This window comes from Halomonas sp. hl-4 (assembly GCF_900215475.1).
Classification (GTDB): Bacteria; Pseudomonadota; Gammaproteobacteria; order Pseudomonadales; family Halomonadaceae; genus Vreelandella.
Map to the genome: position 1 here is coordinate 3,978,572 of NZ_LT907845.1, position 26,551 is coordinate 4,005,122.

Sequence of the window (26,551 nt, forward strand, 5' to 3'; positions counted from 1 at the left end):
TGGTTAACGTGCCTATTGGGTAGTTAAGAGGTGCGGATGGTCGTCGCGGCAGGCGTAAAGATCGCCGGAAGGCAAAGCCTCGGCTCCGTCACCTAGCCACTGGATGATAGCCTGCGGTGTCTGCCACTCAGCCCAGCGGAAATGGCGCTGCTCTCCGGCTACCACATTGTAGCGATAATCGCCGAGGCGGCTTAACCGGTTAACGCAGGCGTGGGTTACCTCCAAGGCGCCTGCGACAAACTCCACCGAAAGTGCTGCCACCGGGCAGCTTAGCCCGGCCAGCACCTCGGCTTCAAAGCCTTCTACATCAATCTTGATAAAGCTGGGTTCGCCGTAGTCGCTGATTAGCTGATCCAAAGTAGTGACGGGCACGCGAAGCCGTTGTTCCCAGCGTACTTGGCTAAAGCCTGCGTTGCGTTGACCAATCTGCTCGCGCCAGTCAGTCGCCAGTGTCGAAAGCGTGGGGTTGCTTTGGCTAATGGCAATTTCAGCAAACCCCGCGGTGGGTCCTGCGGCCAGCGGTAGTAACGTGACATTTGACGTTTTTATCATGCGTTTGAACCACTTGGCGAGTGCCGGCTGTGGTTCAAGGGCGACGACCCGGGCTCCCAATGCATTGAACGCAGCGCTTCGGTCACCCAGGTGGGCCCCGATATCAAATGCGGGTTTGTTGCTAACAATGAAGGGTTGGTACAGCCGCTTCAACCCTCGCTGGCGCCCAGGTCGCCAGTAGATAAATAGCGATCGGGCAAGGCCGCCCGCATGCCGCAGCTGTTGCGGACACCAACGCTGCATTAATGAGGCTCCTTGAAGGTGGCCGAAGGGTTGGTGGCTGCTTGGCGATCAAATTGTTTGAACGACTGGCAGGGCATCTCACCTCTGTGCTCAGCAGGCGTGGGCACCAATGGGAAAGGATGCTGGGTTGTTGGGTCTAGCGGGTAAGGGTGGCTATTTTCCACCAGGGTTTCAAACGCCTCTAATAACGGTGGTTTTAACGTACTGCTGGGCGTTTTAAGTAGCCCCAGGCGATAGCGAACAACGCCCCCCCAGGTACCGCTACTTGTGTATTTTACCAACGGGGCGGCACCCACTAACCCAAGCCAAGCGGGAGTTAGCCAGCCAAAAGCCGTTGGTGAAAAGACTACCATAATCCCCGCCCAGAGTAGTCCGCTCAGCGTCATCCAGCCGGTGTGCTGCCAGGTTTCCCGCCAGCTAAGCGAGCGCTCACCGCGTGGTTGGGTTTGCCACTCGATGGAGCGCCCCAGCAATACGTTGATGATGAAAAGACTGTGCCAAGCCATCATCAGCGGGGCGATTAAAGCAGCAAATAATATTTCAAAGCAGGTGCTCACGATCAAGCACAACCGGCCCCCAAAGGCGTGAGGCGCTTGCCATAAAGCCAGTCCCAACCCGAGTAATTTAGGGGCCAGCAGCATGCCAAGAGTAATCGACAACAGCCCGAGCGACAGTGGCTGGGGTAGGGGATGGCCGGACACTTCACCCAGCACATGATAGGTCACCAGCACACTGGTGCAGATCAGCAAGCCTAGCCACACCAGCGATGACAAGTAGGCGAAGGCACCGTAAAAAAAGTGCAGCCGGCTAAGTGGGTGCAAGCCTGCTCCGCCCAACAGGCGCAAGTGCTGAAGGTTGCCTTGGAGCCAGCGGCGGTCACGTTTGGCAAAATCAAGTAAATTACTCGGCATGGCTTCGAAGCTGTTGTGGGATGCGCTGACGTAGGGGTTATGACGCGAGACAGCGGTGGTCACCGTGGTGTCCAGCAATACTTGCCAGCCGCCGCGCTTAAGCAGTGCAGCCTCAACAAAGTCATGGCTGAGTAGTTCACCGCCCATCGGTGGCTTGCCAGGTAGTGTGGGCAAGCCGGCATGGTCCATAAAAGCGCGGGTGCGGATGATGGCATTATGCCCCCAGTAGTTGGCGGCATCGCCCTGCCAGAAACTTTGGCCAGCCGCCAGCATGGGGCTATATAGCGCTGACGCAAACTGGGTAAAACGGCCAAATAGCGTCTTTTGGCCTACCGGGATCGGTACAGTTTGGATCATCCCAATACTTGGCTGGCGCTGCATGCGCTGGACCATTCGTAGCAGCGTGGCACCGCTCATCAAACTGTCGGCGTCCAGCACGACCATAAAATCGTAATGCCGCCCCCAACGGCGGCAGAATTCCGCGATATTGCCCGCTTTTCGGCCGTTGTTGTTGGGACGCCGCCGGTAATGGATAGCGAGCTCGCCAGCAAAGCGACGTTGCAAGGCCGCGACGTGGACTTCTTCCAGCTGCGCATGGTCTGCGTCCTGGGTATCGCTAAGAATAAAGACGTCAAAATGTTCGCAAAGCGGATTAGCCGCTTCCTGCTCGTCATGATCATCAAGCGCATGCGCTAAAAGCGAGCGGCAGGTGGCTTCCAGCCCTGCAAAGGTGGGAATCGGCGGTTCGGCGTAAATCGGCATGACAAGCGCCGTGCGGCTGACCAGCAAGCGTGCATTGGGTATTTCTCGGCTGAGTCGGCGCAGGCTAAGGGGGTCGAGATGCAGTGCGCATACAACAAAGCCGCAGAGCGCCCCCCAAAATGCCAGCGCGATCCAGGTAAAAGTGAGCGCAAACAGCATGAGCATGGCGATCTGCCAACCCATGGCCAGGCTCAACGTTACCCGATACATGGCAATGCACCCCGCCACGCTTGAGACCAGTACCGCGATGGCTAAGAGCGCTCGGCGTGTTTTCAGCCAGGGAATCGAGGGTATCAGGGCGCTTGTATCATTCATCGGGATACCACACGTAATTCCAGGTTTCGCTAACGGGGGCGCCCTCCAGGGTCAGCCGTAGGCGAATATCGCTGGGTTGGTCGTCGGCGGGTAGCCGGAAGCTAGCGCGCCAGCCATTGTTTGGCAGCGGGGTGACTTGGGGCTGTTTTATCTCCCCTTGTTGGGTGCTGATGTCGAGCTCGACGGGACTCTCGGCGGCAATATCGTCAAGCTCGCCGCCCTGGAAATCGACAATAAATTGACGCTCGCCCTCGCGAGACGGTTCTGCTTGACCCGGCACCTCCGCGCGTCCGTGGCGGGTGCGTACCACGCGGCCCAGCGTATGGCTTTCCGGTTGTGTATTGAGCGTATGGGTTTGGTAGTGCAAGCGACGTGATTCACCAGCCTCCAACGGGGCGTCGGCGACCCAGTAGGCGACAATATTGTCGTGGGTCTCGTCAGGCGCGGGAATCTCCACCAGCTCAACGTGGCCTTGGCCCCAGTCTTCAAGTGGCTTTACCCATTGGCTGGGGCGACGGTGATACTGCGCTTCGGTGTCCAGGTAACGGTTGAAATCGCGTTCGCGCTGCATCAGCCCAAACCCCTTGGGGTTATCGTCAGTAAAGGACGAAATACGCACGCTTTCGGGGTTATTTAGCGGCCGCCAAATCCACTCGCCGGTTCCCGTTTGTATCAGCAGCCCATCAGAGTCGTGAACTTGAGGGCGGAAGTCATCGGGACGTTCGCGACTGGCTTCGCCGAAGGTGAACATGCTGGTAAGGGGCGCGAGGCCCAATTTGCCGACATCTTCGCGGGCGAATAACTCTGCTTCGACCTCTACCTGAGTATTATCGCCGGGCTTAATCACAAAGCGATAAGCGCCGCTCAGCGACGGGCTATCCATCAGCGCGAGTAATTCTAATTGCTCGGCGTCAGCCTCGGGTTTGTATAGCCAAAATTCACGGAAAGCAGGAAACTCTTCTCCGTCGGCTGAAGCGGTATCGATAGCTAATCCCCGGGTCGATAAGCCGTAAGCCTGATCGCGTCCTACCAGCCGGAAATAGCTTGCGCCGAGAAACACCGCAAATTCGTCGGCGTAGTCGTCGCTGTTAAGCGGGTAGTGCAGACGGAACCCAGCATGACCACTGCCTGTTAGGTCATCGTCAAGCAATGCACGGGCATCGTCATCGTAGGAAAAGTCATCTGTCGAGAAGCGTAACGGCGACACCTCGTCGTTCTCAATCACGTTGAGTCGAACCGGCGCCTGGAACAAAAAACCGCTGTGAAATAATTGCAGATTGAAAGGGCTCTCGTCACGCCAGTATGCGTGCGATGGATCAAAGCGAATCTGTCGGTAGGTATCGTAGTCGATCTCGCGGAGCGCAGCAGGCAAATCTTCTTCAGGCGGCTGATAGGGGGTATCGGCCAACTCTCGTGCCTTGTCTAACACGGTTTGGTAATGAGTGTGCTGATCCGCCATCGCTGGCAGCGTGGTCAGCGCGCTAGTAATAATGACGAGCAACGTTCCTTTCGCTATTTGTTGCATCACAATGATGTCCTTTCAGTTGCTGGTCTAATCGCTATCTTCTACCACTTCGTGCAATTTTTAAACAATAGTTATACATTTGGCTAGTAAAGTACATGCTGAGTGTATTTACCAGCACCGCTGTTCTCGTGCGACGATATGGCACTCCTTCACTCTGTTGGCAACGGATGGCAAGCCTGCAATGCGTCGATTATGGATAGGGGCGTTAGCGCTCAATATAGGCTTGGTGGCGCCGCTGTGGTGGCGCTACGGCGACATCCAGGCAAACGTGATCGCCTGGGAGGCCTGGTGGGTCATGCCGATGATGCTGCTGGTGCCCAGAGGGCGCTTCAGCCTTGGGCTGGGCGTTGCACTGGCAAGTTGGCTCATCCTGGCCACGTTGATCAACCTCGGAGACGCTGCTACTTACACCGCCTTTGGTCGACCGCTAAATCTCTATCTCGATACGCCGCTGCTGGGCTCCGTTTATGACTTGCTTGTTGGTAATGTAGGCCAAGTTTGGGCGATTTGCGCAATGTTAGTGGCGGTTATGCTGCTAGCGGGGCTTGCGGTCGGTGTGATCAAGTTGCTGCGCCCGAGAGCGGGTTACCCGCTAACCCTGGGAACGAAGCGAGTAGCGCTTGCAATGCTGGTGTGCGCGAGCCTAGGCATAGGACTTGAGCTTGGCGGCAAGCGTGTCATCGTGCACGCGAGCCTACCGGCGGTGAAGGCCACTCACGACCAGGCGCAACAATTATGGGCCACCCATCAGGCGAAACAAGCATTCACACGCACGCTTGCAGCATCTCCCATTGAGCAGCGTTCGCTAAGCGGCTTGGCGGGGCGCCGGGTGCTGATGACGTTTATCGAATCCTACGGTGTATCGGCGTTGGCAGATGATCGTTATCGCCCGGTGATGGCCCCGACGCTTGACGAGATTGAGCAACGCCTAGCAGGACGTGATATTGCAGTGGTATCTGGGCTGCTCAAATCGCCGATTCGTGGCGGACAATCCTGGCTTGCCCATGCCACTGCGTTAAGTGGTTATACCATCGACAATCAGCTGTGGTACCAACTGATGTTGGACAGCGAGGCAACCACGCTAGTGGACGATTTTCGTGCCACTGGGCAGCGCACCCTGGCGGTGATGCCCGCCATCACCCAAGCGTGGCCGGAAGGCGCGGCCTATGGATATGACGAGCTAGTGGTGGAGAAAGACATAGACTACGCCGGGCCCATGTTGAACTGGGTGACCATGCCCGACCAGTTCACTCTGGACTATACTCAGCGCGAGCTGCTGGATGAATCGCCGGTCTTTGCTCAACTGGCGCTGATCTCAAGCCATGCGCCTTGGACGCCGATTTTGCCGGTATTGGACGATTGGTCGACCATCGGCGACGGGGCGATTTTCGCCCCATGGGAGGAGGCAGGCGACCCGCCGGAAGTGTTATGGCAGGACATCGAGCGTATCCGCGAGCACTACGCCTGGTCGATCGACTACTCGATTAAAACGGTGGGACGCTGGGCTGAACGTGTAGCGGATGATAATACGTTGCTCATAGTACTTGGCGACCATCAGCCGGCCCCAATGATTACTGGCGACGATGCTAGCGGCGCGGTACCGGTGCACATTATCAGCGGCGACCCCGATTTGCTCGCCCCGTTTCAAGACAGAGGATTTGTTTCGGGCATGTGGCCCGCGTCTGAAAGCGAAGCGCCCGCCGCCGAGTTAAGCCAACTGCGGCGCTGGCTCCACGCTGATTTTGCCTCTGACACTAACAACTCAAGGACGGCGCCATGATCCAGCCGGTGATTCTTAGCGGTGGCAGCGGAACCCGCTTATGGCCGCTTTCGCGGGAGCAAATGCCCAAGCAGTTTTTGCGCTTAACCTCTCCCCAAAGCCTATTGCAGCAAACCTTGGCGCGGCTGGACGGGATCAATGCATTGCCAGCGATGGTCATTGGCCATCATCGCCACCGCTTTCTTATGGCCGAGCAGCTACGTGAAATAGATGCGGTCGCACGCCTTATACTTGAACCCGAAGGGCGTAATACCGCGCCGGCAATTGCCTGTGCCGCGCTACTGGCGTGCCAGGCCGGTGATGACCCACTATTGTTGGTGCTGCCCGCGGACCACATGATTGGCGATGTGGCGGCGTTTCAGCACAGCGTCGACAAAGCGGTGCCGTTGGCTGAGCAGGGATATCTGGTGACGTTTGGCGTTGTGCCGACGCACCCGGAAACGGGCTACGGCTACATTGCCAGTGGTGAACCGCTAGGCGGTGGCTATCACCTGAAGGCGTTTATCGAGAAACCCGATGCCGAACGTGCCGCCCAACTGGTTAAAAACGGCGACACGCTGTGGAATAGCGGTATGTTTTTGCTGCGTGCTTCCACCTATTTAGCCGAGTTGCAGCGGCTTCAGCCGGCCATGGGTGACGCCTGCGCAAGGGCGGTCAGTGGCGCGCATCGCGACCTTGATTTTCTGCGCCTGGGGGAAGACGCATTTTGTCAGTGCCCGGCGGATTCGATTGACTATGCAGTGATGGAGCACTGCCAGCACGCCGCTGTAGTGCCGCTTGCGGCGCAGTGGAGCGATATTGGTAGCTTTGATGCGCTGCGCGCAGCGGCTACGCCGGATGCTAACGGCAATGTAAGTCACGGCGATGTGTGGCTGACCGAGACCCAGGATTCACTGGTGATGGCCGAAAGCCGCTTGGTGGCCACGCTGGGGATCAAGGATCTGGTGGTGGTGGAAACCGCGGATAGCGTGTTAGTAGCCCACCGCGATCAGACGCAACAGGTCAAACACCTGGTGGCCAGCCTTGGCCAGGCAGGGCGGCGCGAAGTGGATGAAGCGCCGAGGGTGCATCGGCCGTGGGGAAGCTTTCAAGCGATGGACGCAGGGGCGCGCTATCAGGTCAAGCGCATTACCGTTAAGCCCGGCGGTCGGCTTTCGCTGCAGCGCCACCACCACCGGGCCGAGCATTGGGTGGTGGTTAGCGGGACTGCGCGAGTCACGGTGGAGGAGCGCTGCTATCTGGTCAGTGAAAACCAGTCGACGTACATTCCCATTGGCGCACTGCACCGGTTGGAAAACCCCGGCAAGATCCCCCTTGAGCTGATTGAAGTCCAGTCGGGCACTTACCTGGGCGAAGACGATATCGAACGCTTTGATGATGCCTACGAGCGCAACAGTGATGAGTAACGTTGAGCCGAGTTAGTAAAGCCGGTAGTCGCGGAAGTTGGGCCGTTTTTGCTGTTCTTCGGGGGTTTTGCCGTAGCGTTTGTATTCCCACTGATACTGCGCCGGGGAAAGCGAGATGGCGTCTTCCACACTGGCATTGACCCCGGTGGCAGACTGGACATCATCCTCGTTATAGACCCGCTCGTCGGCGTCAAGGAAATGGATTTCAAACCCTTTGCCGGGCACCCGCAAAGCGACCCCGGTTACCACGCGCGCTTGAGTGCGGGCCACCAGTTTGGGCAATAGCGTTGCGGTATAGGCGTCACGGCCAAAAAACGGCGCGAACACGCCGCTACCCCAGCTGGGATCCTGGTCGGGCAGGATGCCGATGGCTTCGCTACGTTTGAGCGCCTTGAGAAGCGCGGCAACGCCCCGAGGGTTGGTGGGCACCAGCGCGGCGCCCATTCGCTCACGGCCATGGCGGATAATGGGGTCAAGAGCGGCCATTTTAGGCGGCTCGTACATGGCGGTGAACGGGAAATGGCTCGACAGCCAGAAGTTAAGTACTTCCCAATTGCCAAAGTGCGGCGCCAGCACAATCACGCCGCGTCCTTCGGCCCTGGCATTGTCGAGCTTGTCGCGCCCATGCACCGCTAGAATGCCGCTCTCTACGCGATCGGGTTCGGCCATCCACGCATGGCCAAGCTCCAGCATGGTGGCGGCGGAGTGGCGCAGGCTATGGTGGGCCAGCGTCTTGCGCTCGTCGGCGGTGAGCGTGGGGTAGGCGACGGTCAGGTTGGCGTTGGTGACGTGGCGCTCGCGACGGCTCAGCCGATAGACCTGCGGCCCCAGCCATTTGGCGCAACGCCATAGCCTACTCAGTGGCCAGTCGGCAAGCAATCGCCACAGCCGAGCAATGGCCGAGGCCTGCGGAAAACGCTGCTTGATGCGCTTTAAAAGTGACTGACGTTTCGGCATAACTTAAATCAGCCAGCTATTCACATTGGAGGGGGCACGTTTCTCGTGCAAACACTTAAACCCTTTAACACAGCGGACAATCAGCCACACCGCCAGAGCCAACAGCAAAGGAAAGCCGATCAGCACGAGTGTTAGCATAAAGGCTATGCATGCGTAGAGTAGGCCAATCCAAAAGGTACGCACTTGGTAACGGTAGTGCTCATCAAGCCAGACAGGCCCTTTGCCGCGAAACACATAGGCCATCACCACACCGACGACGGCGGTAAAACCGACCACAAAACTCGCTAGGTAAAGGGCGTAAATCACCAGTGCCATGGTGGTGTCGGGTGGCGTTTGAGTCTCTTGGGGTTCGTCCGAGATCATCTCACCTTCAATTGGGCGCTCATCTGGGTTGTGGTTCATAACCGTTCCTTTCGCAAAGTCTTAGCCACTGGCGCGACCACGACGCGTTAACGCGCGCTATCATAACGTGCGTGGCTCGTCTGCGCATTAACTCGGCGCCTAGCGTGCAGGGCGGCAAATCTCGAGCAGGTTGCCGTCAGGGTCGCGTAAGTAAATCGACTCAATCGGCCCGTTAGCGCCTTGGCGCGCGACCGGGCCTAGCTCAATCTCAATGGCCAGGGCGTCCAGGTGCTGTTGAAATTCATCCAGCGGTAGCTGACAGCGCAGGCAGAGGTCTAGACTACCTGGCGTGGGCGTTGCGGAAATCGGCGCGATATCGGTATCGGTTTGATGTAGGCGCAATGCAGTATCGCCGAGCAGTAAATCTACCCGCTGAGCGTCTCGGTAGCGCACATCCAGTCCTAGAACACGTGAGTAAAAATCCACCGCGCGACCCATGTCGGTCACGGTCACAACGAGATGGTCCAGACCTGAGAGCATGCCACTTTCCTTAATCCAAAACAGTGAGCCAAAGAATACGACGATGCGACGTTGTCCGCTATGCGGTGCGGGGAGTGTCGTGTTGTATCACAGCGATCGTCGTCGAGACTATTACCAGTGTGCCACGTGTGTGTTGGTCTTTGTGCCCCCAGAGCAGCAATTGAGCACTGCTGACGAAAAGGCGGAATACGATAAGCACCAAAACTCGCCGCATGATACGGGATATCGACGCTTTTTAGCGCGTTTATTTATCCCGTTGACGGCTAAGTTGGCAGCCAACGCACACGGGCTTGATTTCGGGTCAGGCCCTGGGCCCTCGCTCTCGGTTATGTTCGAAGAGCAGGGCTACCCAATGACAATTTATGACCCCTTTTACGCGCCAGACCAGGCAGCGTTGACCCAGGCATACGATTTTATCACCGCGACGGAGGTGGTGGAGCATTTGGCCCAGCCCGGCCATGTGCTGGCTCAATTGGCAGCGCTGCTTACCCCTGGCGGCTACCTGGGGCTGATGACCAAGCGAGTCACGTCGGCCGAGGCATTTGCGCGCTGGCATTATATTGCAGACCCGACCCACGTGAGTTTTTTCAGCGAAGCAACGTTTCGTTGGTGGGCCGCCCAGCAACATTTTAAAGTGGAATTTCCTGAGGCCGATGTAGTTATTCTACATAAACCGCTAACAACAGTGGCAGGGTCGTGAAAAAAGCATTGACTTTGTTCCCTTGGGGGCAATAATTGCGCGCCGTTCTTCTTGCCTGACTGGATGCGCCAGGCGAGATGACCGCTGTTTTGAACATGGTTGGCAACGTTATTACTCCAGTCGGTAAGGTGAGGTTTTCATGTCGCGGCAACTGCTAGCCATGGCGCTCGCGCCCTTGTTAGGGCTTTTTATTCTCGGAATCGGTAACGGCTTTCTGGCCACCTTGATCACCATTCGCCTAGACGCGGCGGGTGAATCGGCCACGGTGATCGGTATTGTCTCTTCCGCCTATTTTATTGGTCTGGCGCTAGGCGCCATGGTCAACGACCGCTTGTTGCTGCGTATTGGTCATATTCGCGCCTACGGTAGTTTTGCCTCCTTAGTGGCAGTGACAGTGTTGCTGCAAGGCCTGTTTTTCGACCCCTGGGCATGGTTTGTGCTGCGCTTAATTGGTGGCTGGGCCACGGTGGGCGTGTACTTGGTCATTGAAAGCTGGCTGCTCACCTCCGGCGATCAGAAAGTGCGTGGTCGCCTGCTCGCGCTGTACATGATTTCGCTGTATGCCGCCGGGGTGTTGGGTCAATTATTGCTTGGCGTGACAGACGCCATGGGCGCCACCGCGCCTTTTATGGTGATTGGCCTCTTGGCGTCGCTTTCGGTGCTGCCCATGGCGATGATTCCCCGTGTATCGCCGCTTATCGAACACGCCGAACCGCTTCCTCCGCTTCGTCTGATTACCATGACGCCCACCGGTGTGATGGGCAGTCTGGGTTCCGGCATGGTGGTCGCAGCGGCGTATACCTTGCTGCCGCTTTATCTTCAGCGAATTGGCTTGAGCGTCAGTCAGGTCGGCCAAATGATGGCGGTGGTGATACTGGGGGCCATGCTGCTCCAGTATCCTATTGGTCGCTGGTCGGATCGCCACGACCGTCAAATGGTGTTGATCGCAATCAGTGCTTTCTGCGTTTTAATTTCAGCGGCCATGCTGTGGCTGCCGCTTTCCACGCCGCTGCTGGTGGTGCTGTTGTTCCTGTTGGGGGGTGGGGTGTTTGCGCTATACCCAGTGGCCGTCAGCCATGCGGCCGACCGCGCGCCGGCTGGTGCCCTGGTGCGCATGAGCCAGGGATTGCTGCTGATCAACTCGATCGGTGCGACGATCAGCCCGCTGATGATTTCACCGGTGATGACCGCCATGGGCGATGCTGGTCTATTCTGGGCCTTTGGCTCGCTGAGTTTATTCTTTTTGCTGTTTTTCGCCTGGCGTCGTCGTGTGCGTCCCGCACCGGCACCGGTGGCACCGTTCACCGCTACGACGCCAATGAGTTCTGCAGGTGCCGAGCTGGTGGTTACTGAAGAACTGATGCAAGGGGCGCTTGAGCACGAGCATTTAGAGGACTTATCTGATCTGGTGCCCGATGTGGATGTGGCGGAGCCCATCGCTGGGCCGCCGCCCGAAGACGAAAACCATATCGTTTACTACTCAGATGTAGAGCAGGCAAACGGGCGACATTAAGGCGTTAACCGCGTTTGGGTGAGACCTTGGGCTAATGGTGTGTAGTGGTGAGGATTACTACTATCCACTTCAGGCTTTCAAACAATTGTTTAAATTTTCAGCCCGAGGTCTTGTTATGAATTACTACGCCGCGCCGGTACGCGATCTGCGCTTTGTGCTTGAAGAGCTGCTAGCGCATCGTTCGCTGAACCTGCCGGGCTTTGAAGAAGCCACCCCCGATTTGGTCGAGGCAGTGCTTGAAGAAGCTGCCAAGCTGGCCGGTGATGTTTGGGGCCCGCTGAATGATGTCGGCGATAAGCAAGGCGCGACGCGTCATGCCGATGGCAGCGTGACGACGCCGGATGGCTTCGCGGCGGCTTACCAGGCGTATGTGGAAGGTGGCTGGAACGGTATTGGCGTTTCAGAGGCGCTAGGCGGGCAAAACCTACCTGAAGTAGTGGCCAGTGCCGTTCAGGAAATGCTCCATGGCGCCAACATGGCGCTGGGTCTCTGCCCCATGCTGACCGCGGGCGCCATTGAAGCCTTGGCCCATCATGGCAGCGACAACCAAAAAGCGATCTATCTACCCAACCTGGTGGAAGGCACTTGGACCGGGACCATGAACCTGACCGAGCCTCAAGCCGGCTCGGACCTGTCGAAAGTCCGCACCAAAGCGGTGCCTGAAGGCGACCATTACCGTATCAGCGGCCAGAAGATCTACATTACCTGGGGCGAGCACGACGCCGCCGAGAACATCATTCACCTTGTGCTGGCCCGCAAGCCCGACGCGCCGGAAGGCAATAAAGGCATTTCGCTGTTCCTGGTACCTAAATTCCTGGTCAATGAGGACGGCTCGCTTGGCGAGCGCAACGATGTGACCTGCGCTTCCATCGAGCATAAGTTGGGCATTCACGGTTCACCCACCTGTACCCTAAGCTTTGGCGAAAACGGCGGCGCGGTTGGCTATCTGGTCGGCGAAGAAGGCCGTGGCCTCAACCATATGTTCACCATGATGAACGAAGCGCGCCACAAAGTGGGTATTCAGGGCATCGGCGTGGCCGAACGGGCCTGTCAGCATGCGGTTGCCTACGCGTTAGAGCGCACCCAGGGCCGCTCCCCCAAAGCGCGGGGCGGTAAAGATTGTGCTATCAGTGACCATCTTGACGTGCGCCGCATGCTGCTCTCCATGCGCGCGCGAACCGATGCGCTACGTGCGCTGGCGCTGTATTGCGCCGCCGAGCTGGACACTGCTCGCCATGCTGAAAGCCATGAGGCGCGTAATGCCGCCCAGGCCCGCGCGGACATACTGATCCCCGTCATCAAAAGCTTCTCCACCGACCAGGCGGTGGATATCGCCTCCATGGGCATTCAGGTGCATGGCGGCATGGGCTACGTGGAAGAGACCGGCGCCGCCCAGCTGCTGCGCGACGCGCGTATTGCCCCCATTTACGAAGGCACCAACGGTATTCAGGCGCTTGATCTGGCGGGCCGTAAGCTACAGCGCGACAACGGCGAAGCATTGACCGAGCTGCTGAATGATATCTCAGCGACCGTCGAACAGCTTAAGGCAAAACCGGACCTGGCACTATTGGGCAGCGGCTTAGCGGCGGGGCTTGAAGATTTAAAGGCTGCCCAAGCCATTGTGCTTGCGCATGGGCAAGACCCGGATTGCGGCGCTGATGCCGTTCAAGCGTATGCGACGCCTTTCCTGAATCTGGCGGGGCATGTGCTCTGCGCATGGCAGATGGGCCAGGCAGCGTTGAGCGCAACAGCTGCCATTGATAATGGCAGCGACGACCCCTTCTATACTGCCAAGATGCGCAGCGCTGAATTTGCCATCACCCAGTGGCTGCCGGTAGGCCGCGCCCAGCGGGCGGTGATTGAGGCGGGCATACAGTGTTTAAGCGACTATGAGGTTTACTAACGTTAATTTGCAGCTTCGCGCCGCCGCCCTTTGAGGCGGCGGTGCTGTTTCTAGACAATCAAAACAAGTATTTAAAACGAACGCTTTCAATAACAATATTCTCAACACCACCAGGAGCCGACCATGCCATCGATTTTTGAGCAAGGCTTGCCCAAAACTGTTGCCAATCACGTGCCGCTTTCACCGCTGACTTTTATCGAGCGCTCGGCGTCGATTTACCCTGATTACCCCGCGGTAGTCCACGGTAGTACACGTCGTACCTGGAGCGAGACCTGGTTACGCTGCCGCCAGCTTGCTTCCGCCCTTCAGCAGCGGGGCATCCAACCGGGCCAAACGGTCGCGGCCATGCTGCCCAATGTTCCCGCCATGTTTGAAGTCCATTTTGGGGTGCCGCTCGCGGGCTGCGTGCTCAATACCCTGAATATCCGCCTTGATGCAGAGGCTATCAGCTACATGCTGGCGCATGGCGAGGCTCAGGCCGTACTGGTCGATCCCGAGTTTGCCGACGTCATCCAGCAGGCCGTGGCGAAGCTTGAACATAAGCCGCTGATCATTGACGTCGCCGATGTGGAGTTTTTGGGAGAAACCCAACACATAGGCGATATCGAGTACGAGGCGCTGCTTAAAGAGGGCGATGCCGATTTCGCCTACCAACTGCCAGCGGATGAATGGGATGCCATCTCGCTTAATTACACCTCGGGTACCACTGGCAAACCAAAAGGCGTGGTTTACCACCACCGCGGTGCTTACCTAAATGCGGTAAGCAATATCATGGAGTGGGCGATGCCCCACCATCCGATCTACCTGTGGACGCTGCCGATGTTCCACTGCAACGGCTGGTGCTTTCCATGGACGATTGCCGCCAACGCCGGGGTGAATATTTGCCTGCGTAAAGTCGATCCCAAAAAGATTATGCAGCTGATCGTCGCCGAGAAAGTCAGCCATTTCAGCGGGGCACCAATTATTCTCAATGGTCTGGTGAACCTGCCTGCGGAAGATAAGCAACAGTTCGACCACCCGGTGAAAGTGACCACCGCTGGTGCTGCGCCACCTGCGTCAGTCATTGCCGGGGTCGAAAACCTCGGTATCGAAGTGACTCATGTGTACGGCCTGACCGAAGTGTATGGCCCCGTTACCGTGTGCGCTTGGCGCGAAGCCTGGGATGAGTTGCCACTGGAGGCTCGGGCCAAGATTAAAGCCCGCCAGGGTGTGCGCTATCACATGCTCGAAGCGCTGTGCGTGGCCGACCCGTTGACCCTGGAGCGGGTACCCAAAGATGGCCAAACTATCGGCGAGATACTGATGCGCGGCAACAACGTCATGAAGGGCTATTTGAAGAACGCCGAGGCGACCGAGCAGGCGCTGGAAGGCGGCTGGTACCACACCGGCGACTTGGCCGTGTGGCACTCGGATGGCTACATCGAGATCAAGGACCGTTCCAAGGACATCATTATCTCCGGCGGTGAAAATATCTCGACGACTGAAGTGGAAGACGCCATTTACGGCCACCCCGCCGTTGAGGAAGCGGCTGTCGTCGCTAAACCCGATGAAAAGTGGGGCGAAACGCCCTGCGCCTTTGTGAAGCTCAAAGTCGGCTACGGCGAAGTCACCGAAGCCGATATTATCGCCCACTGCCGCGAGCACTTGGCGGGCTACAAGGTGCCTAAAACGGTGGTATTCAGCGAGCTACCCAAGACCTCAACGGGCAAGATCCAGAAATTCGTATTGCGCGAAGAAGCCAAACAGCATTGATAACCGCCGAGTACTGGTAATCGATAGAGGAGACTGTGCATGAATGATCAACAGATTGGCGTGGTAGGGGCTGGCACCATGGGGCAGGGGATTGCCCAGGTGGCGGCTGCCAGTGGTTTTCAGGTGCACCTTTACGATGTGGCTGAGGAACAGCTTAGTCGTGCTGAGGCGGGCATCGAGAAAGGCCTAGGCAAGCTGGTTGCCAAACAAAAACTCAGTGAGACGGATAACGACGCCGCGCTGGCGCGTCTTTCAACCACCACTTCCTTGGACGCCTTAAGCGACTGTACGGTGATTATCGAGGCGGCCCCAGAGCAGCCTGCGCTCAAAGAGAAATTGTTTCGTGATCTCAGCCACCTGAGTAACGATGCGATTTTGGCCTCTAATACATCATCGTTATCGCTGACCCACCTAGCCGCGGTGTGTGAGCGACCAGAGCGCGTAGTGGGCATGCACTTCTTTAACCCGGTGCCGGTGCTCAAGCTGGTGGAAGTCATTCGCGCCGAGCAGACCTCGGATGCCACCGTCGAACGTATTGAACAGCTCGCCAAGGCGCTGGGTAAAACCGCTGTGCCGGTGGGCGACGCGCCGGGGTTTGCGGTGAACCGCCTGCTGGTGCCGATGATCAACGAAGCAGCGTTTATCGTCCAAGAAGGCACCGCCACGCCAGAAGCGGTTGACGAGGCCATGAAGCTTGGTGCGGCTCATCCCATGGGGCCGCTGGCGCTAGCGGATTTGATTGGCCTGGATGTCTGTCTGGCGATTATGGAAGTGCTGCAAGAGGGTTTTGGCGACCCCAAATACCGCCCCTGCCCGTTACTTAAGCGCATGGTGTCGGCCGGTTATTTAGGCCGTAAGAGCGGACGTGGTTTCTACGTTTATGAATAATTGATGAGACATGAAGAAGTCATTGCCTCCCAACCAAGCGTTCGCTAGGGTTGGGTGGTACCCCTTTTCAAGATAAAACAACTTTTGTACACAACAACGTTGTACACAAAAACAAGGAGCTCGCCATGAGCGAATCAGTGATCGATAAGGTGGATAACGATGGGGTGGTGCGGCTAACCATTAACCGCCCAAAAGCGCTCAATGCATTAAATAGCGATGTGTTATCCGCATTGGAAGCACATTTGGTGGAGCTTGAAGCTCACCCGAACCTGCGTGCCGTGTTGATTACCGGCGCCGGTGAAAAATCCTTCGTGGCGGGTGCCGACATCACCGAAATGCGTGAAAAAACACCCGAAGAAGCGCGGGCTTTCGCCGCTCAGGCGCTGCGTACCATTAAACGCTTAGAGACGTTGCCGGTGCCGGTGGTCGCCCTTGTTAACGGGTTTTGCCTTGGCGGCGGCTGCGAACTGGCGTTGGCCTGCGACTGGGCGGTAGCCAGCGATAACGCTGTATTTGGCCAACCGGAAGTCCTACTAGGCGTCATCCCGGGCTTTGGCGGCACACAGCGCCTGCCACGCCGGGTAGGGCCTGCCATGGCGATTGATTTAGTCACCACCGGTCGCAAGATTGACGCACAAGAGGCACTGCGTATTGGCCTGGTGAATCGGGTAATGCCCCAAGCGGATCTTGAGAGCTACGTTGAAGAGCTCACCAAGCAGCTTAAAGGCAACGGCCCACAGGCGGTACGCGGTGCCAAGCAGGCCGTTCACGACGGCATGGACCAGGACCTGGGCAGCGCACTGGCGCTGGAAACCAGCCTGTTCGCATTCTGCTTTGCCGGCGACGAGCAGAAAGAGGGCATGGCGGCCTTTGTTGAAAAGCGTAAACCGAACTTCTAAAGGTTGCTCGTTGCAATTTTGCTTATTTAGGGGGTGGCGCTTGCGCCACCCCCGTTTTATTCTCAAAGGCTAACAATGACTTCCTTGGAGTTGCCACGATGCAATGGGCCGCGTTTATCCTCGCCGCGCTTGGTTTTGCCTATCTCCCTGGGCCTGCAATGCTGTATACCGCAGCGCAGACCCTGGGGCGCGGCCGGCGAGCAGGATGGTTAGCGGTCATTGGCGTGCATATGGGCTGCTATGTTCATGTGGTGGCCGCCGCGCTGGGCTTGGCGCTGCTGTTTGCGGCGATTCCGCCTGCTTACATCGCCATGAAAGTCATCGGCGGGCTTTACTTGCTCTGGATGGGACTACGCCTATGGCAACAGGGCATCCGTACCCATGGCGATGAGGTGCCGCTGGCAACCACAAAACGCGTGCTGCGCGACAGCTTTTTGGTTGAAGTGCTCAACCCTAAAACCGCGCTCTTCTTTGTCGCGTTTCTGCCCCAGTTTGTGCAGCCCGAGAGCACACTGCCAGTGGCATGGCAGTTGCTTTGGCTAGGTATCGCCGCCAATGTGCTGTTCTCATCTGCGGATGTCGTGGTGGTGATGCTTGCCAGCCCGCTGCGGGCCTGGTTACAAAAATCCCACGGTTCCTCTCGGCTGATTCAGCGCATCGGCGGTGGCGTATTAATGGGTTTGGGCGGAAATACGCTGGCTCAGGCAGCACGTTAAGAATGGCTACCTACATCAACCGGCTAATTCATTTCCCCACGTAAGGAGCGCTGCATGTTTGATCTGTATATTGCCAACAAGAATTACTCTTCCTGGTCGCTGCGCCCTTGGGTGCTGATGAAAGCACTGGAGATTCCGTTTAACGAACATCTTATGCCGTTTGAGGGCGGCTTCGGTGCTAGCCATGCTAGTTACACGCGTTTTTCGCCTTCGGGTTTGGTGCCCTGCTTGGTGGATGGCGAGGTGGCAGTGTGGGACTCCCTGGCGATTGTCGAGTACCTGGCCGAACAGCACGCCAACGTATGGCCTGCAGATAAAACCGCCCGTGCCTGGGCACGCTCAGCCACTGCCGAAATGCACAGCGGCTTTAGTGCGCTGCGCGACGAGTGCTCGATGAACTGCGGTATGCGGGTGGAATTGAATAGCTTATCGGACAAGCTCAAGGCCGATGTGGCTCGTTTGGATGCGCTATGGCAGCAAGGGCTTGAGCGCTTTGGCGGGCCGTTTTTAGCAGGCGAACACGTCACTGCTGTCGATGCGTTTTATGCCCCCGTGGCGTTTCGCGTGCAGACGTTCAACATACCGCTAAGCGCAGCCTCTCAGGCTTATGTGGAACGCCTGCTGACGCTGCCTGCCATGCAAGCGTGGTATCAAGCCGCGCTTGAGGAGCCGTGGCGGGAGCCGATGCACGAAGCCGAAACGCTAAAGAACGCCACCCTTAAGACGGATCACCGCCAGTCATAACCTGTCTACAGCATGTATCAGGTACACTGGCGCAAATTTTCGTTTGGAAACTCCCATGGCCCTTAGTGCAACGCCTTACAAAGTAGATATTAATCTGACGGATCTGGATCGCGGGGTGTATGAAACATTGCGCTTTACCGTGGCCCGTCACCCGTCAGAAACTGAAGAGCGTATGACCGCCCGGCTGCTTGCTTATGTGCTTTGGTATAGCGAGTCGCTCGCCTTCGGCCGTGGGCTTTCTGATGTGGATGAGCCCGCGTTGTGGGAGAAAAGCCTGGATGGTCGTGTGCTGCATTGGATCGAAGTGGGGCTGCCAGATGCAGAGCGAATTACCTGGTGTTCCCGCCGTGCCGAGCGCGTTACCTTACTCGCTTATGGCCGGGTAGACCTATGGGAAAGCAAAGTGCTACCCAATATATCGTCGCTGAAAAATGTACATGTGGCAGGACTGCCACAGGAGGCATTAGCCACCATTGCTAAAGACCTGCCAAGGGCTATTAACTGGGCCGTGATGGTTAGCGAAGGTTCGCTGTTTATTACGGATGAAAATGGTCAGCACGAGATTACACCTCAGTGGTTACTGCAGGATCGTTAGCCTTAAGGTTTTGTTTCTTCTGAATTTAGCGTATGCAACAGGGTGGCCTAACGGCCATCTTTTTTATTTGGGAGCGTTTTTTCTGGAAAGACAGAAGCATGCTTGCTATCTTTTTGCACTAATACATACAGACAAAAATGTTTGTCTGTGATCGGTTGTTTTAAACCGCTTCTGCCTCCCTCAACTCATGGACTGAGCAATGACTGGATATTCCCCTCTGCGTTGGCCACTTGCCAGCCTGTTTGCCTGCGTTAGCCTGCTGCCCGGGTTGGCCAATGCAGCGGATGATGTGCTATCGGTAAAATTTGAAAATGATAAATTTGCCAGCAGCGACGATGGTCACTTTACCAGCGGCTTTGAACTTAACTGGGCGTTTGAGCCTGCTTCTGACAGCTGGACTCAGCGTCTAGCAACGGCACTGCCTAATAGTCTAATCGGCAGCGCGGATAGAGCTGCTTACCGGCTAGTGCATCAAATTTATACGCCGAACAATATCACACAGAGTGAATTAATTGAGGATGATCGCCCTTACGCAGGGCTTGTCTACGGCGGTATTTCACTTTACGAAGATGTGCCAATGGGCAACTGGCAACAAGCGACCGACCTGCATCTGGATATTGGATTAGTGGGGCCGTCATCACTTGCCGATAGCATTCAGCGCGAAGTGCATCGCTTCACCGATGGCGACCGCCCTAGCGGCTGGGACAACCAGCTAGGTGATGAGGCGATACTTAATGCGGCCATACGCCGCCAGTGGTGGCATAGCACGCCGTTGGGTGGGAAGCAGTTTGCCCATGGCCCGAGCGTAAGCGGTGCCTTGGGTAACCTCTACACTTATGCTGGCGCCGGTTACAGCGTGCGCTGGGGCGATGACGCCTCGGGCATACCTACGCTAACGCCTAATCCGGGCAGCCGTCATCACCTGACCGGCAGTGACGGCTGGCAGTGGTACTTGTTTGCCAGTGTGGATGGCTATTACATGGCCCAAAATCTTACCCTGGATGGTAATAGTTTCCGCAATAGCCACTCGGTTGACCGCAAGGCGTGGGTGGGCGATGTGTCGGGTGGGCTGGCGCTCGCGTGGGGAGATTGGCAAGTGACCTATGCCGCCGTGGCGCGCTCGAGAGAGTTTGATGGTCAGGAAGAGCAGGATAAGTTTGGAGCACTGATGCTGTCGAAACGCTTCTAGTTGCATTGCGGTGCTGGCAATGTACGGCGTAGGACGGTTGACGTAATACGGAGGACGCTAATGGCCAGGAAGCAATACCCCCACACGCCTGATGGACGCTACTTCGTCGCCAAAAACCGTCTCTGGCGCTGTACCGACCCGCGCTTGAGCGAAGAGGAAAAACGCTCGCATATAAAAGCGCTGATGAAAGCCCGCCGCGCGGTGAGAACCGCCCAGCAGCAAGGCGATGAGCACGCTCTGCGCCAAGCCCGCGACGCGGTACAAGCCGCCAAGGAAGCGTTGGGCGAGCGCGGCCCGGTCTGGTGGAAAGACGATGCACCCGATGAAGGCGGCTTAGCACCTCACAATAGCTCTTATGCCTGGTGGTGGGAGAGCCGCGAACCTTCATTGGAAGAATAGCTTTTTGTTTTGACGCCTCTTTTAGCCGCGTTGACAGACGGTATCTCGGTCTTTATATTTAAGCTAATAAAAATCACTATCATTATTATTTATATTAGCTCCGGGATCTTTTTATCATGTACACACACGCCTTTCGTATGCGCAGGCTGTCTAGCGCTATTGCGCTTGCGTCTATTATCGGTACGCCTACGCTTGTCTTTGCCCAGCAATCCGATGCCGCCAGTGATGTCGAACTGGAGGCCATGCAGGTCGTTGGCACCGCCATGGACGCAATGGGCTATATAGAAGCCGAGAAACAGCCCAGCGTGGGCAAGCTGGACGTGCCGTTAAACGAGCAGCCATTCTCCATGTCGGTGGTGGATGAGCAGTTCATGCAGGATACCGGCAGCAAAACGATCCAAGATGCGCTGCTGTATACGCCGGGTGTTTACGCCGGTAACTATGGGTTTGATACGCGCATTGACGGTGCCTCGGTACGCGGTATCGAAGCGGGGCGGTACCTGGATGGCCTGCGCCAACTTTACGGCTCTTACAACTCAGTGCGCACCAACCCCTATGCGTTGGAGAGTCTGGAAGTGCTGAAAGGGCCATCTTCCATGCTGTATGGCCAGGCAGATTTAGGTGGCATCATCAATGGGGTCTCTAAACTGCCAGAAGAAGAGCCCAGCGGCGAAGTATGGGCCCAATATGGCTCCCATAATCGCAAGCAGCTCGCCGTCGATGTCACTGGGGCTGCTGACGAAGAGGGCAAGCTGCTTTACCGCCTGGTGGCCCTAAAGCGTGACAGCGACACTCAGGTGGATCACGTCGAGGACGATGGCTATGTGGTCTCACCCTCACTGACTTGGCGGCCGAGTGATGACACCGAAATCACGCTGCTGGTTAATCGCCAAGAAAATGAAGGCCAGGTGTCTGCGCAGTTTTTACCCCAGGCCGGTACGTTGGAACCGGGTTCTGAGGGCTTTATCGGTTCCGAGCGCTTTGTCGGCGAGCCGGGCTGGGATCGCTTTGATCGCGAGAAAACCGAAACGACGCTGTTCTTTGACCATCAGCTCAACCGCGACTGGGCGTTTTCCGCCACGGCGCGTTACACCGATTCAAGCACCGAAACCCGCGAGCACTGGGTCGATATTCCCAGCGTGCCCGACGCCAACGGCGAGGTCTCGCGGACGATTTTTACTGCCGATGCCGAAACCCAAATATTTAACCTCGATGCCCGTCTGGAAGGGGATTTTAATCTTGGCAATACCCAGCATAACCTGATGGCCGGTATCGACCGCCAAGACGCCACTTGGGAGCAGGATAACTATTCATCAGTACCTGGTGGTGGGGGGGCCTTCGACATTTACGATCCTCAATACGGCGACCTGCAGCTGGATTCGCTTGCCCCGACAGACCAGCCCGGCAACGAGGTTGAGCAAGTCGGCATCTATCTTGCCGATCATATTGAAGTAGGGCCAGTGGCAGTATCTGCCGGACTGCGTCATGACTGGGCTGAAAATCGCGAGCTAGCCGTGACAGGGGCTGATACGGTCAGCGATGAAGAAGCGACGACGGGCCGTTTGGGGCTGATGTATCGCTTTGAGAACGGCATTTCGCCCTATGTCAGCTATTCGGAAGCCTTCAGCATGAATTTAGGCACCGATGGCACAGCCAATCAAAGCACGCTTAAGCCCACCACCGGCGAGCAGGAAGAGGCGGGGGTTAAGTATCTGTCGCCAGATAAATCGCTGGCGATCAGCGCCGCCTACTTTGATATTACTCAGGAAAATCGCATCAACGATGGCACCACCCCAGGCGGCGTAGAGCAAACTGGGGCGGTAATTGATGGCTGGGAGTTGCAGATCAACAAGCGGTGGCAGGACTTCGAGACCCAGTTAGGCTACACCAACATGAATGCCGATGACGCAAGCTCTGGCGAGCGGCTCTCGGCCGTGGCCGAAAAGCAGGCGTCCTGGTGGAACAAGCTGTACGTGGGCAATAACTGGCGAGTAGGTGCCGGGGTTCGCTACATCGGCGACAACGTAGGCTCTGGTGGTGCGCCTAAGGTGCCTTCTGAGACTCTATTTGACGCAATGATTGGTTACACCGTAGGCCAGTGGGATCTGAGCCTGGACGCTAAAAACCTGACCGACGAAGAGTTTGTCTCCTGGTGCCGTTACGAAGGCGGCGACTGCGGCTACGGCGAGCGGCGCAATGTGACGGCCAACGTGCGCTATCAGTTTTAAATACCCACGCTTGGAGCACATTGAAATGGCACAAGGGGGCGACGTCAGTTGCCCCCTTGTGCGTTAGGCGTGGGGCTTTTTAACCAGCAACGCTACTAGCTTGCGCACGATGGGTAACACCAGGTTGATAACGGGCAGTGCGACAGCAAAAGCGAAAAGCCACGCTTTAAGCCAGATCATCATTATGCCGTCAATGAGGCCGATATTGTATAGCGTGATCACCAGCGACATGACGCATGACATGAACAGCGCCATCAAAAAAGTAAACAGCAGTTGGCTGTATTTGGGGTCGAGCATCGTGCGCCTCTTCACGCTGCAAATTATATCAGGAATGTAACGCAGAACGGCCCGTTTGGGCCGTTCGCGATAATGATTGCAGACTATTATTGCTTGTCTTGGGTGCGTAATTCAAAGTCACTGGCATCATGGCGCTCATGCAGCTGCTCATGCGGCTCGCCAAAGGTGCGGTTGACCATGCGGCCACGCTTTACAGCGGGGCGCTCATCGATTTCTTCCGTCCAGCGTAGAACATTTTTGTAGGTGTGTGCCTCGATAAACTCTGCCGCCTCGTAGACCCGGTTTTTCACCAGGGCGCCGTACCAGGGGTGAATCGCCATATCCGCAATGGTGTATTCATCGCCCGCCATGAAGCGATTCTCGGCCAGGTGACGGTCGAGCACGTCAAGCTGGCGCTTTACTTCCATGGTGTAGCGGTCAATCGGGTACTGATAGCTTTCCGGAGCGTAAGCGTAAAAGTGGCCGAAACCGCCACCGAGAAGCGGTGCGCTGCCCATTTGCCAGAATAGCCAGGAAAGGCACTCGGTGCGTTTAGCCGGGTCCTGGGGCAGGAAGGCGTCAAACTTTTCGGCCAGGTAAAGCAGGATGGCGCCGGATTCAAACACCCGCTGCGGCGGCGTTATGCTGTGATCCATCAGCGCGGGGATTTTGGAGTTGGGATTCACCTCGACAAAACCACTACCAAATTGGTCGTCCTCGCCAATCTGGATCAGGTGGGCATCATACTCAGCGCCTTGTATGCCTTTTTCCAGCAACTCCTCAAGCATCACGGTGACTTTTACCCCGTTGGGGGTGGCCAGTGAATAAAGCTGTAGGGGATGTTTACCAACCGGCAGCGGTTTGTCATGTGTCGCGCCCGCCACAGGGCGGTTAATGTTGGCAAATTTGCCGCCGTTGCCGGGTTCCCATTGCCAAACGCGCGGCGGGGTGTAGGTGTCATCGCTCATCATGCTCTCCTGTTATTGAAACCACCGCGCCAAGGTGACGCGGCGGCTAATGGTTCGCCGACTATCGACCTTATACCAGGGTCAGTGTGACGTCGATATTACCGCGCGTTGCATTGGAATAAGGACAGACGACGTGAGCTTTATCCACCAACTGCTGGGCGAGCTCTTTCTCAAGGCCGGGTAGGCTGATTTTTAGCTCCACTTCGATGCCAAAACCGGTGGGAATAGCCCCGATGCCGACGTGGCCGTCAATTTGGGTATCGTCAGGTAACTTAACTTTTTCTTGGCTGGCGACATGCTTCAGGGCACCTAGGAAGCAGGCCGAATAACCCGCCGCGAACAGCTGTTCGGGGTTGGTGCCATCTCCGCCGGGGCCACCCAGTTCTTTGGGCGTGCTGAGTTTTACGTTCAACGCGCCGTCGGACGATTTTGCATGGCCTTCACGTCCACCGGTGGCGGTGGAATGGGCTCGATACGCGATGGTTTCAATCGACATAGTCGATACTCCTTGATGGCTAAGAAGATACGTTGCACCCAGTCTCATATCACGGGTGTGCGCATAAAGTTAGTGCAACTTTATTTTGCGCGCAAGTTAATTGGGTCAACGCTCTGTTTTAATGCCTGTGAGACGCTGACTATTGAGTGTGTTGAAGTTTATCGCGCAGTTTGACGAGGTCGTCTTTAAGTTGAGTGAGCGCCTCGATGGACTGCTCGCTGGCGTTCACCACGCAGCTTGGGATATGACGCGCCTGTTTACGCATCGCCTGGCCGCGGTCGGTAAGAAACAGCTCCACCACCCGCTCATCCAACTGGCTACGCTTTCTTACCAATAGCTGATCGGCTTCAAGGCGTTTAAGCAGCGGTGTGACCGATCCTGGGTCTGTGAGTAATCGCTTACTAAGCGTGCTGACGGTAATGCCGTCTTCCTGCCATAGCACCAGCATTGCCAGGTATTGAGGGTAGGTAAGCCCCAGCTCTTTGAGCAGCGGCTTATAGACCTTGGTCATCATCAAGGAAGTGGAGTACAGCGCGAAACAAAGCTGGTTATCGAGTTCTAGCTCGCTGCAGGTCGGGGCGTCGGCCATGAAGGCTCCCTAACAAAATGCGTGACCCTAATGTAGCGTGATCGACCCTCAGGTGGCTAGCGCTCTATACCTTGGTCGTAATTTACCCGATTAGCTTTGACAGTGTACTGGCAGGTGGCTAGTGTTCGCTTATCGAATGTTACCGGTAACAAGGCGGCGCTGACCGTTGGTGACCGGCAACCTTCCCTCGATAGCGATGGCTGTCTTCGCTATCCACTAAGATGATCAACAACAACGATTCGATTGGAGACACTTCATGACCGCAATTTGGCGCAACACGCTGACCCTGGTTGGGGCGACCACGCTCACAATGGGTATGGCTCATGCTCAAAGCCCTGAACTATCCGACCCGCCGGAGATTGACGGCGACGTAGTGGGTGATCACGGCTCCCACACCCTGCGCATGGGCCTTGGCCTGTCGGAGAACTCCCCGCAGTATATTTCCAGCCAGTATTTCGGCGAGATTCTCGAGAAGCGCACCGATGGGCGTATCACCGTCAACGTTTTCCCCAACAGCCAGTTGGGCGACGACGTACAAATGCTGGAAATGCTGCAGACCGGCACGCTGGATATGACATATCCCTCCAGTTCAGCCGCCACCAGCTACGTCGAAGAACTGGCTGTGTTTGACCTGCCGTTTTTGTTGCCAAGCCGTGAAGCTGCTATCGAAGTGCTGCAAAGCGATGTGGCACTGGAGCTGCTGGAAGGCTTTGAAGACTCCGGCCTGAAGCCGCTGGCATTTTCCGAGAACGGCTACCGCCAGCTTTCTAACAGTGACCGTCCGATCGAGACACCGGAAGACGTTGCGGGCCTTGATGTACGCGGCCTGAGCGTTCGCACCATGGAAAACCCGGTGCACCTGGATATCTGGGAAGCCTTGGGTGCTAATCCCACGCCGATGGCATTTGGTGAGCTTTTCTCGGCGATGGAGCAAGGCGTTGTCGACGGTCAGGAAAACCCCTGGAGCACCATCCTTACGTCCAACTTCCACGAAGTGCAGGATTACGGCACCGAAACCCGTCACGTTTACACGCCGTTCATCATGATGCTGTCTGAGCGTACCTGGGACAAAATGGCGCCTGAGTATCAGGAACTGGTGATGGAAGCGGCGCGTCAGTCCGCCGAGTACGAAATTCAGCTGTCGGCGGAGTACGACGAATGGTCGCGCGAGCAGCTTGAAGAGCGCGGCATGGAGATCACCCGTCTTGATGACGAGCAGTTGGCGGCTTTCCAGGAAGCGGTACAGCCGGTATACGAAGAGTGGGCGCCGCGTATTGGTGAAGAGCTGATCGAAGACATCCAGGCGATCGTCGACGATAGCACCGAATAACCTTCCCTTCAGCCAGTGATCGGGCAGGCCTAT

At 56.8% G+C, this 26,551-nt stretch carries 25 protein-coding genes; 15 read left to right on the top strand and 10 right to left on the bottom strand.

The genetic code is table 11. The features are described from left to right. Positions 1-12 precede the first annotated feature (12 nt). The 3 genes from CPH17_RS18605 to CPH17_RS18615 are packed head-to-tail and all read right to left on the bottom strand — an operon-like array spanning position 13 to position 4,308. Entirely contained in the window at positions 13-795 is a 783-nt protein-coding gene (locus CPH17_RS18605; RefSeq protein WP_096300791.1) for an FkbM family methyltransferase, read from the bottom strand. Further along, positions 795-2,783, bottom strand: coding sequence for a glucans biosynthesis glucosyltransferase MdoH (mdoH, locus tag CPH17_RS18610; protein WP_096300792.1), 1,989 nt, complete (start codon positions 2,781-2,783; stop codon positions 795-797). Before mdoH ends, CPH17_RS18605 begins: the two co-directional genes overlap by 1 nt. Beyond that, entirely contained in the window at positions 2,776-4,308 is a 1,533-nt protein-coding gene (locus tag CPH17_RS18615; protein WP_096300793.1) for a glucan biosynthesis protein, read from the bottom strand. Before CPH17_RS18615 ends, mdoH begins: the two co-directional genes overlap by 8 nt. A gap of 181 nt (positions 4,309-4,489) precedes the next feature. On the opposite strand from CPH17_RS18615, the gene CPH17_RS18620 reads away from it, so the two are divergent. Together CPH17_RS18620 and CPH17_RS18625 are read left to right on the top strand one after the other, a co-directional pair. After that, the gene (locus CPH17_RS18620) at positions 4,490-6,088 is read left to right on the top strand and encodes an alkaline phosphatase (protein ID WP_096300794.1); all 1,599 of its coding nucleotides are present in this window, start codon (positions 4,490-4,492) and stop codon (positions 6,086-6,088) included. Then, a complete protein-coding gene (locus CPH17_RS18625; protein WP_096300795.1) occupies positions 6,085-7,494 on the top strand; it encodes a mannose-1-phosphate guanylyltransferase/mannose-6-phosphate isomerase in 1,410 nt (469 codons plus the stop codon). The genes CPH17_RS18620 and CPH17_RS18625 overlap by 4 nt, the downstream gene beginning before the upstream one ends. A 12-nt stretch (positions 7,495-7,506) precedes the next feature. On the opposite strand, the gene CPH17_RS18630 is transcribed toward CPH17_RS18625, so the two are convergent. The 3 genes from CPH17_RS18630 to CPH17_RS18640 all read right to left on the bottom strand — a co-directional run bounded on the left by CPH17_RS18630 (position 7,507) and on the right by CPH17_RS18640 (position 9,333). After that, positions 7,507-8,451: a lysophospholipid acyltransferase family protein gene (locus tag CPH17_RS18630; protein ID WP_096300796.1), complete on the bottom strand. Its 945-nt coding sequence runs from the start codon at positions 8,449-8,451 to the stop codon at positions 7,507-7,509. Between the two features lie 3 nt (positions 8,452-8,454). Continuing rightward, positions 8,455-8,853, bottom strand: a complete 399-nt coding sequence (locus tag CPH17_RS18635) for a DUF4870 family protein (RefSeq protein ID WP_096300797.1) — start codon at positions 8,851-8,853, stop codon at positions 8,455-8,457. A 99-nt stretch (positions 8,854-8,952) separates the two neighbouring features. Next, a complete protein-coding gene (locus CPH17_RS18640; protein ID WP_074395723.1) occupies positions 8,953-9,333 on the bottom strand; it encodes a VOC family protein in 381 nt (126 codons plus the stop codon). 43 nt (positions 9,334-9,376) lie between these two features. On the opposite strand from CPH17_RS18640, the gene CPH17_RS18645 reads away from it, so the two are divergent. The 12 genes from CPH17_RS18645 (at position 9,377) to CPH17_RS18700 (ending at position 22,859) form a co-directional block, all read left to right on the top strand. Beyond that, the gene (locus CPH17_RS18645; protein ID WP_231898052.1) at positions 9,377-10,033 is read left to right on the top strand and encodes a class I SAM-dependent methyltransferase; all 657 of its coding nucleotides are present in this window, start codon (positions 9,377-9,379) and stop codon (positions 10,031-10,033) included. 139 nt (positions 10,034-10,172) lie between these two features. Next, positions 10,173-11,546: an MFS transporter gene (locus CPH17_RS18650; RefSeq protein ID WP_096300799.1), complete on the top strand. Its 1,374-nt coding sequence runs from the start codon at positions 10,173-10,175 to the stop codon at positions 11,544-11,546. A 115-nt stretch (positions 11,547-11,661) separates the two neighbouring features. After that, entirely contained in the window at positions 11,662-13,449 is a 1,788-nt protein-coding gene (locus CPH17_RS18655; protein WP_096300995.1) for an acyl-CoA dehydrogenase, read from the top strand. Positions 13,450-13,572: 123 nt separating this feature from the next. Then, positions 13,573-15,201 (top strand): acyl-CoA synthetase, encoded by a 1,629-nt coding sequence (locus tag CPH17_RS18660; RefSeq protein ID WP_096300800.1) that lies wholly within the window; start codon positions 13,573-13,575, stop codon positions 15,199-15,201. A gap of 39 nt (positions 15,202-15,240) precedes the next feature. Then, entirely contained in the window at positions 15,241-16,089 is an 849-nt protein-coding gene (locus tag CPH17_RS18665) for a 3-hydroxybutyryl-CoA dehydrogenase (protein ID WP_096300801.1), read from the top strand. 125 nt (positions 16,090-16,214) lie between these two features. Next, the gene (locus CPH17_RS18670) at positions 16,215-16,988 is read left to right on the top strand and encodes an enoyl-CoA hydratase/isomerase family protein (protein WP_096300802.1); all 774 of its coding nucleotides are present in this window, start codon (positions 16,215-16,217) and stop codon (positions 16,986-16,988) included. 98 nt (positions 16,989-17,086) lie between these two features. Further along, positions 17,087-17,704: a LysE family translocator gene (locus tag CPH17_RS18675; protein WP_096300803.1), complete on the top strand. Its 618-nt coding sequence runs from the start codon at positions 17,087-17,089 to the stop codon at positions 17,702-17,704. A gap of 54 nt (positions 17,705-17,758) precedes the next feature. Next, positions 17,759-18,448, top strand: a complete 690-nt coding sequence (locus CPH17_RS18680; RefSeq protein WP_096300804.1) for a glutathione S-transferase family protein — start codon at positions 17,759-17,761, stop codon at positions 18,446-18,448. 55 nt (positions 18,449-18,503) lie between these two features. Beyond that, complete coding sequence (locus CPH17_RS18685; RefSeq protein WP_027336357.1) at positions 18,504-19,043, top strand: YaeQ family protein; 540 nt, start codon at positions 18,504-18,506, stop codon at positions 19,041-19,043. A gap of 199 nt (positions 19,044-19,242) precedes the next feature. After that, the gene (locus tag CPH17_RS18690) at positions 19,243-20,232 is read left to right on the top strand and encodes a lipid A deacylase LpxR family protein (protein WP_096300805.1); all 990 of its coding nucleotides are present in this window, start codon (positions 19,243-19,245) and stop codon (positions 20,230-20,232) included. Positions 20,233-20,292: 60 nt separating this feature from the next. Continuing rightward, on the top strand, positions 20,293-20,631 hold the full coding sequence (locus CPH17_RS18695; RefSeq protein WP_096300806.1) for a hypothetical protein: 339 nt from the start codon (positions 20,293-20,295) through the stop codon (positions 20,629-20,631). Positions 20,632-20,747: 116 nt separating this feature from the next. After that, positions 20,748-22,859 carry a TonB-dependent siderophore receptor gene (locus tag CPH17_RS18700; RefSeq protein ID WP_096300807.1) on the top strand — a complete coding sequence of 704 codons (2,112 nt, stop codon included), beginning with the start codon at positions 20,748-20,750 and terminating at the stop codon, positions 22,857-22,859. 63 nt (positions 22,860-22,922) lie between these two features. On the opposite strand, the gene CPH17_RS18705 is transcribed toward CPH17_RS18700, so the two are convergent. The 4 genes from CPH17_RS18705 to CPH17_RS18720 all read right to left on the bottom strand — a co-directional run bounded on the left by CPH17_RS18705 (position 22,923) and on the right by CPH17_RS18720 (position 25,188). Next, the gene (locus CPH17_RS18705; RefSeq protein ID WP_096300808.1) at positions 22,923-23,156 is read right to left on the bottom strand and encodes a DUF2798 domain-containing protein; all 234 of its coding nucleotides are present in this window, start codon (positions 23,154-23,156) and stop codon (positions 22,923-22,925) included. An 86-nt stretch (positions 23,157-23,242) separates the two neighbouring features. Continuing rightward, entirely contained in the window at positions 23,243-24,103 is an 861-nt protein-coding gene (yghU, locus tag CPH17_RS18710) for a glutathione-dependent disulfide-bond oxidoreductase (protein WP_096300809.1), read from the bottom strand. A 70-nt stretch (positions 24,104-24,173) separates the two neighbouring features. Then, positions 24,174-24,599, bottom strand: coding sequence for an organic hydroperoxide resistance protein (locus CPH17_RS18715; RefSeq protein WP_096300810.1), 426 nt, complete (start codon positions 24,597-24,599; stop codon positions 24,174-24,176). Between the two features lie 139 nt (positions 24,600-24,738). Continuing rightward, entirely contained in the window at positions 24,739-25,188 is a 450-nt protein-coding gene (locus tag CPH17_RS18720) for a MarR family winged helix-turn-helix transcriptional regulator (protein WP_096300811.1), read from the bottom strand. Between the two features lie 256 nt (positions 25,189-25,444). Here CPH17_RS18720 and CPH17_RS18725 point away from each other — a divergent pair, with 256 nt between their 5' ends. Beyond that, complete coding sequence (locus CPH17_RS18725) at positions 25,445-26,518, top strand: TRAP transporter substrate-binding protein (protein WP_074395739.1); 1,074 nt, start codon at positions 25,445-25,447, stop codon at positions 26,516-26,518. Positions 26,519-26,551 lie beyond the last annotated feature (33 nt).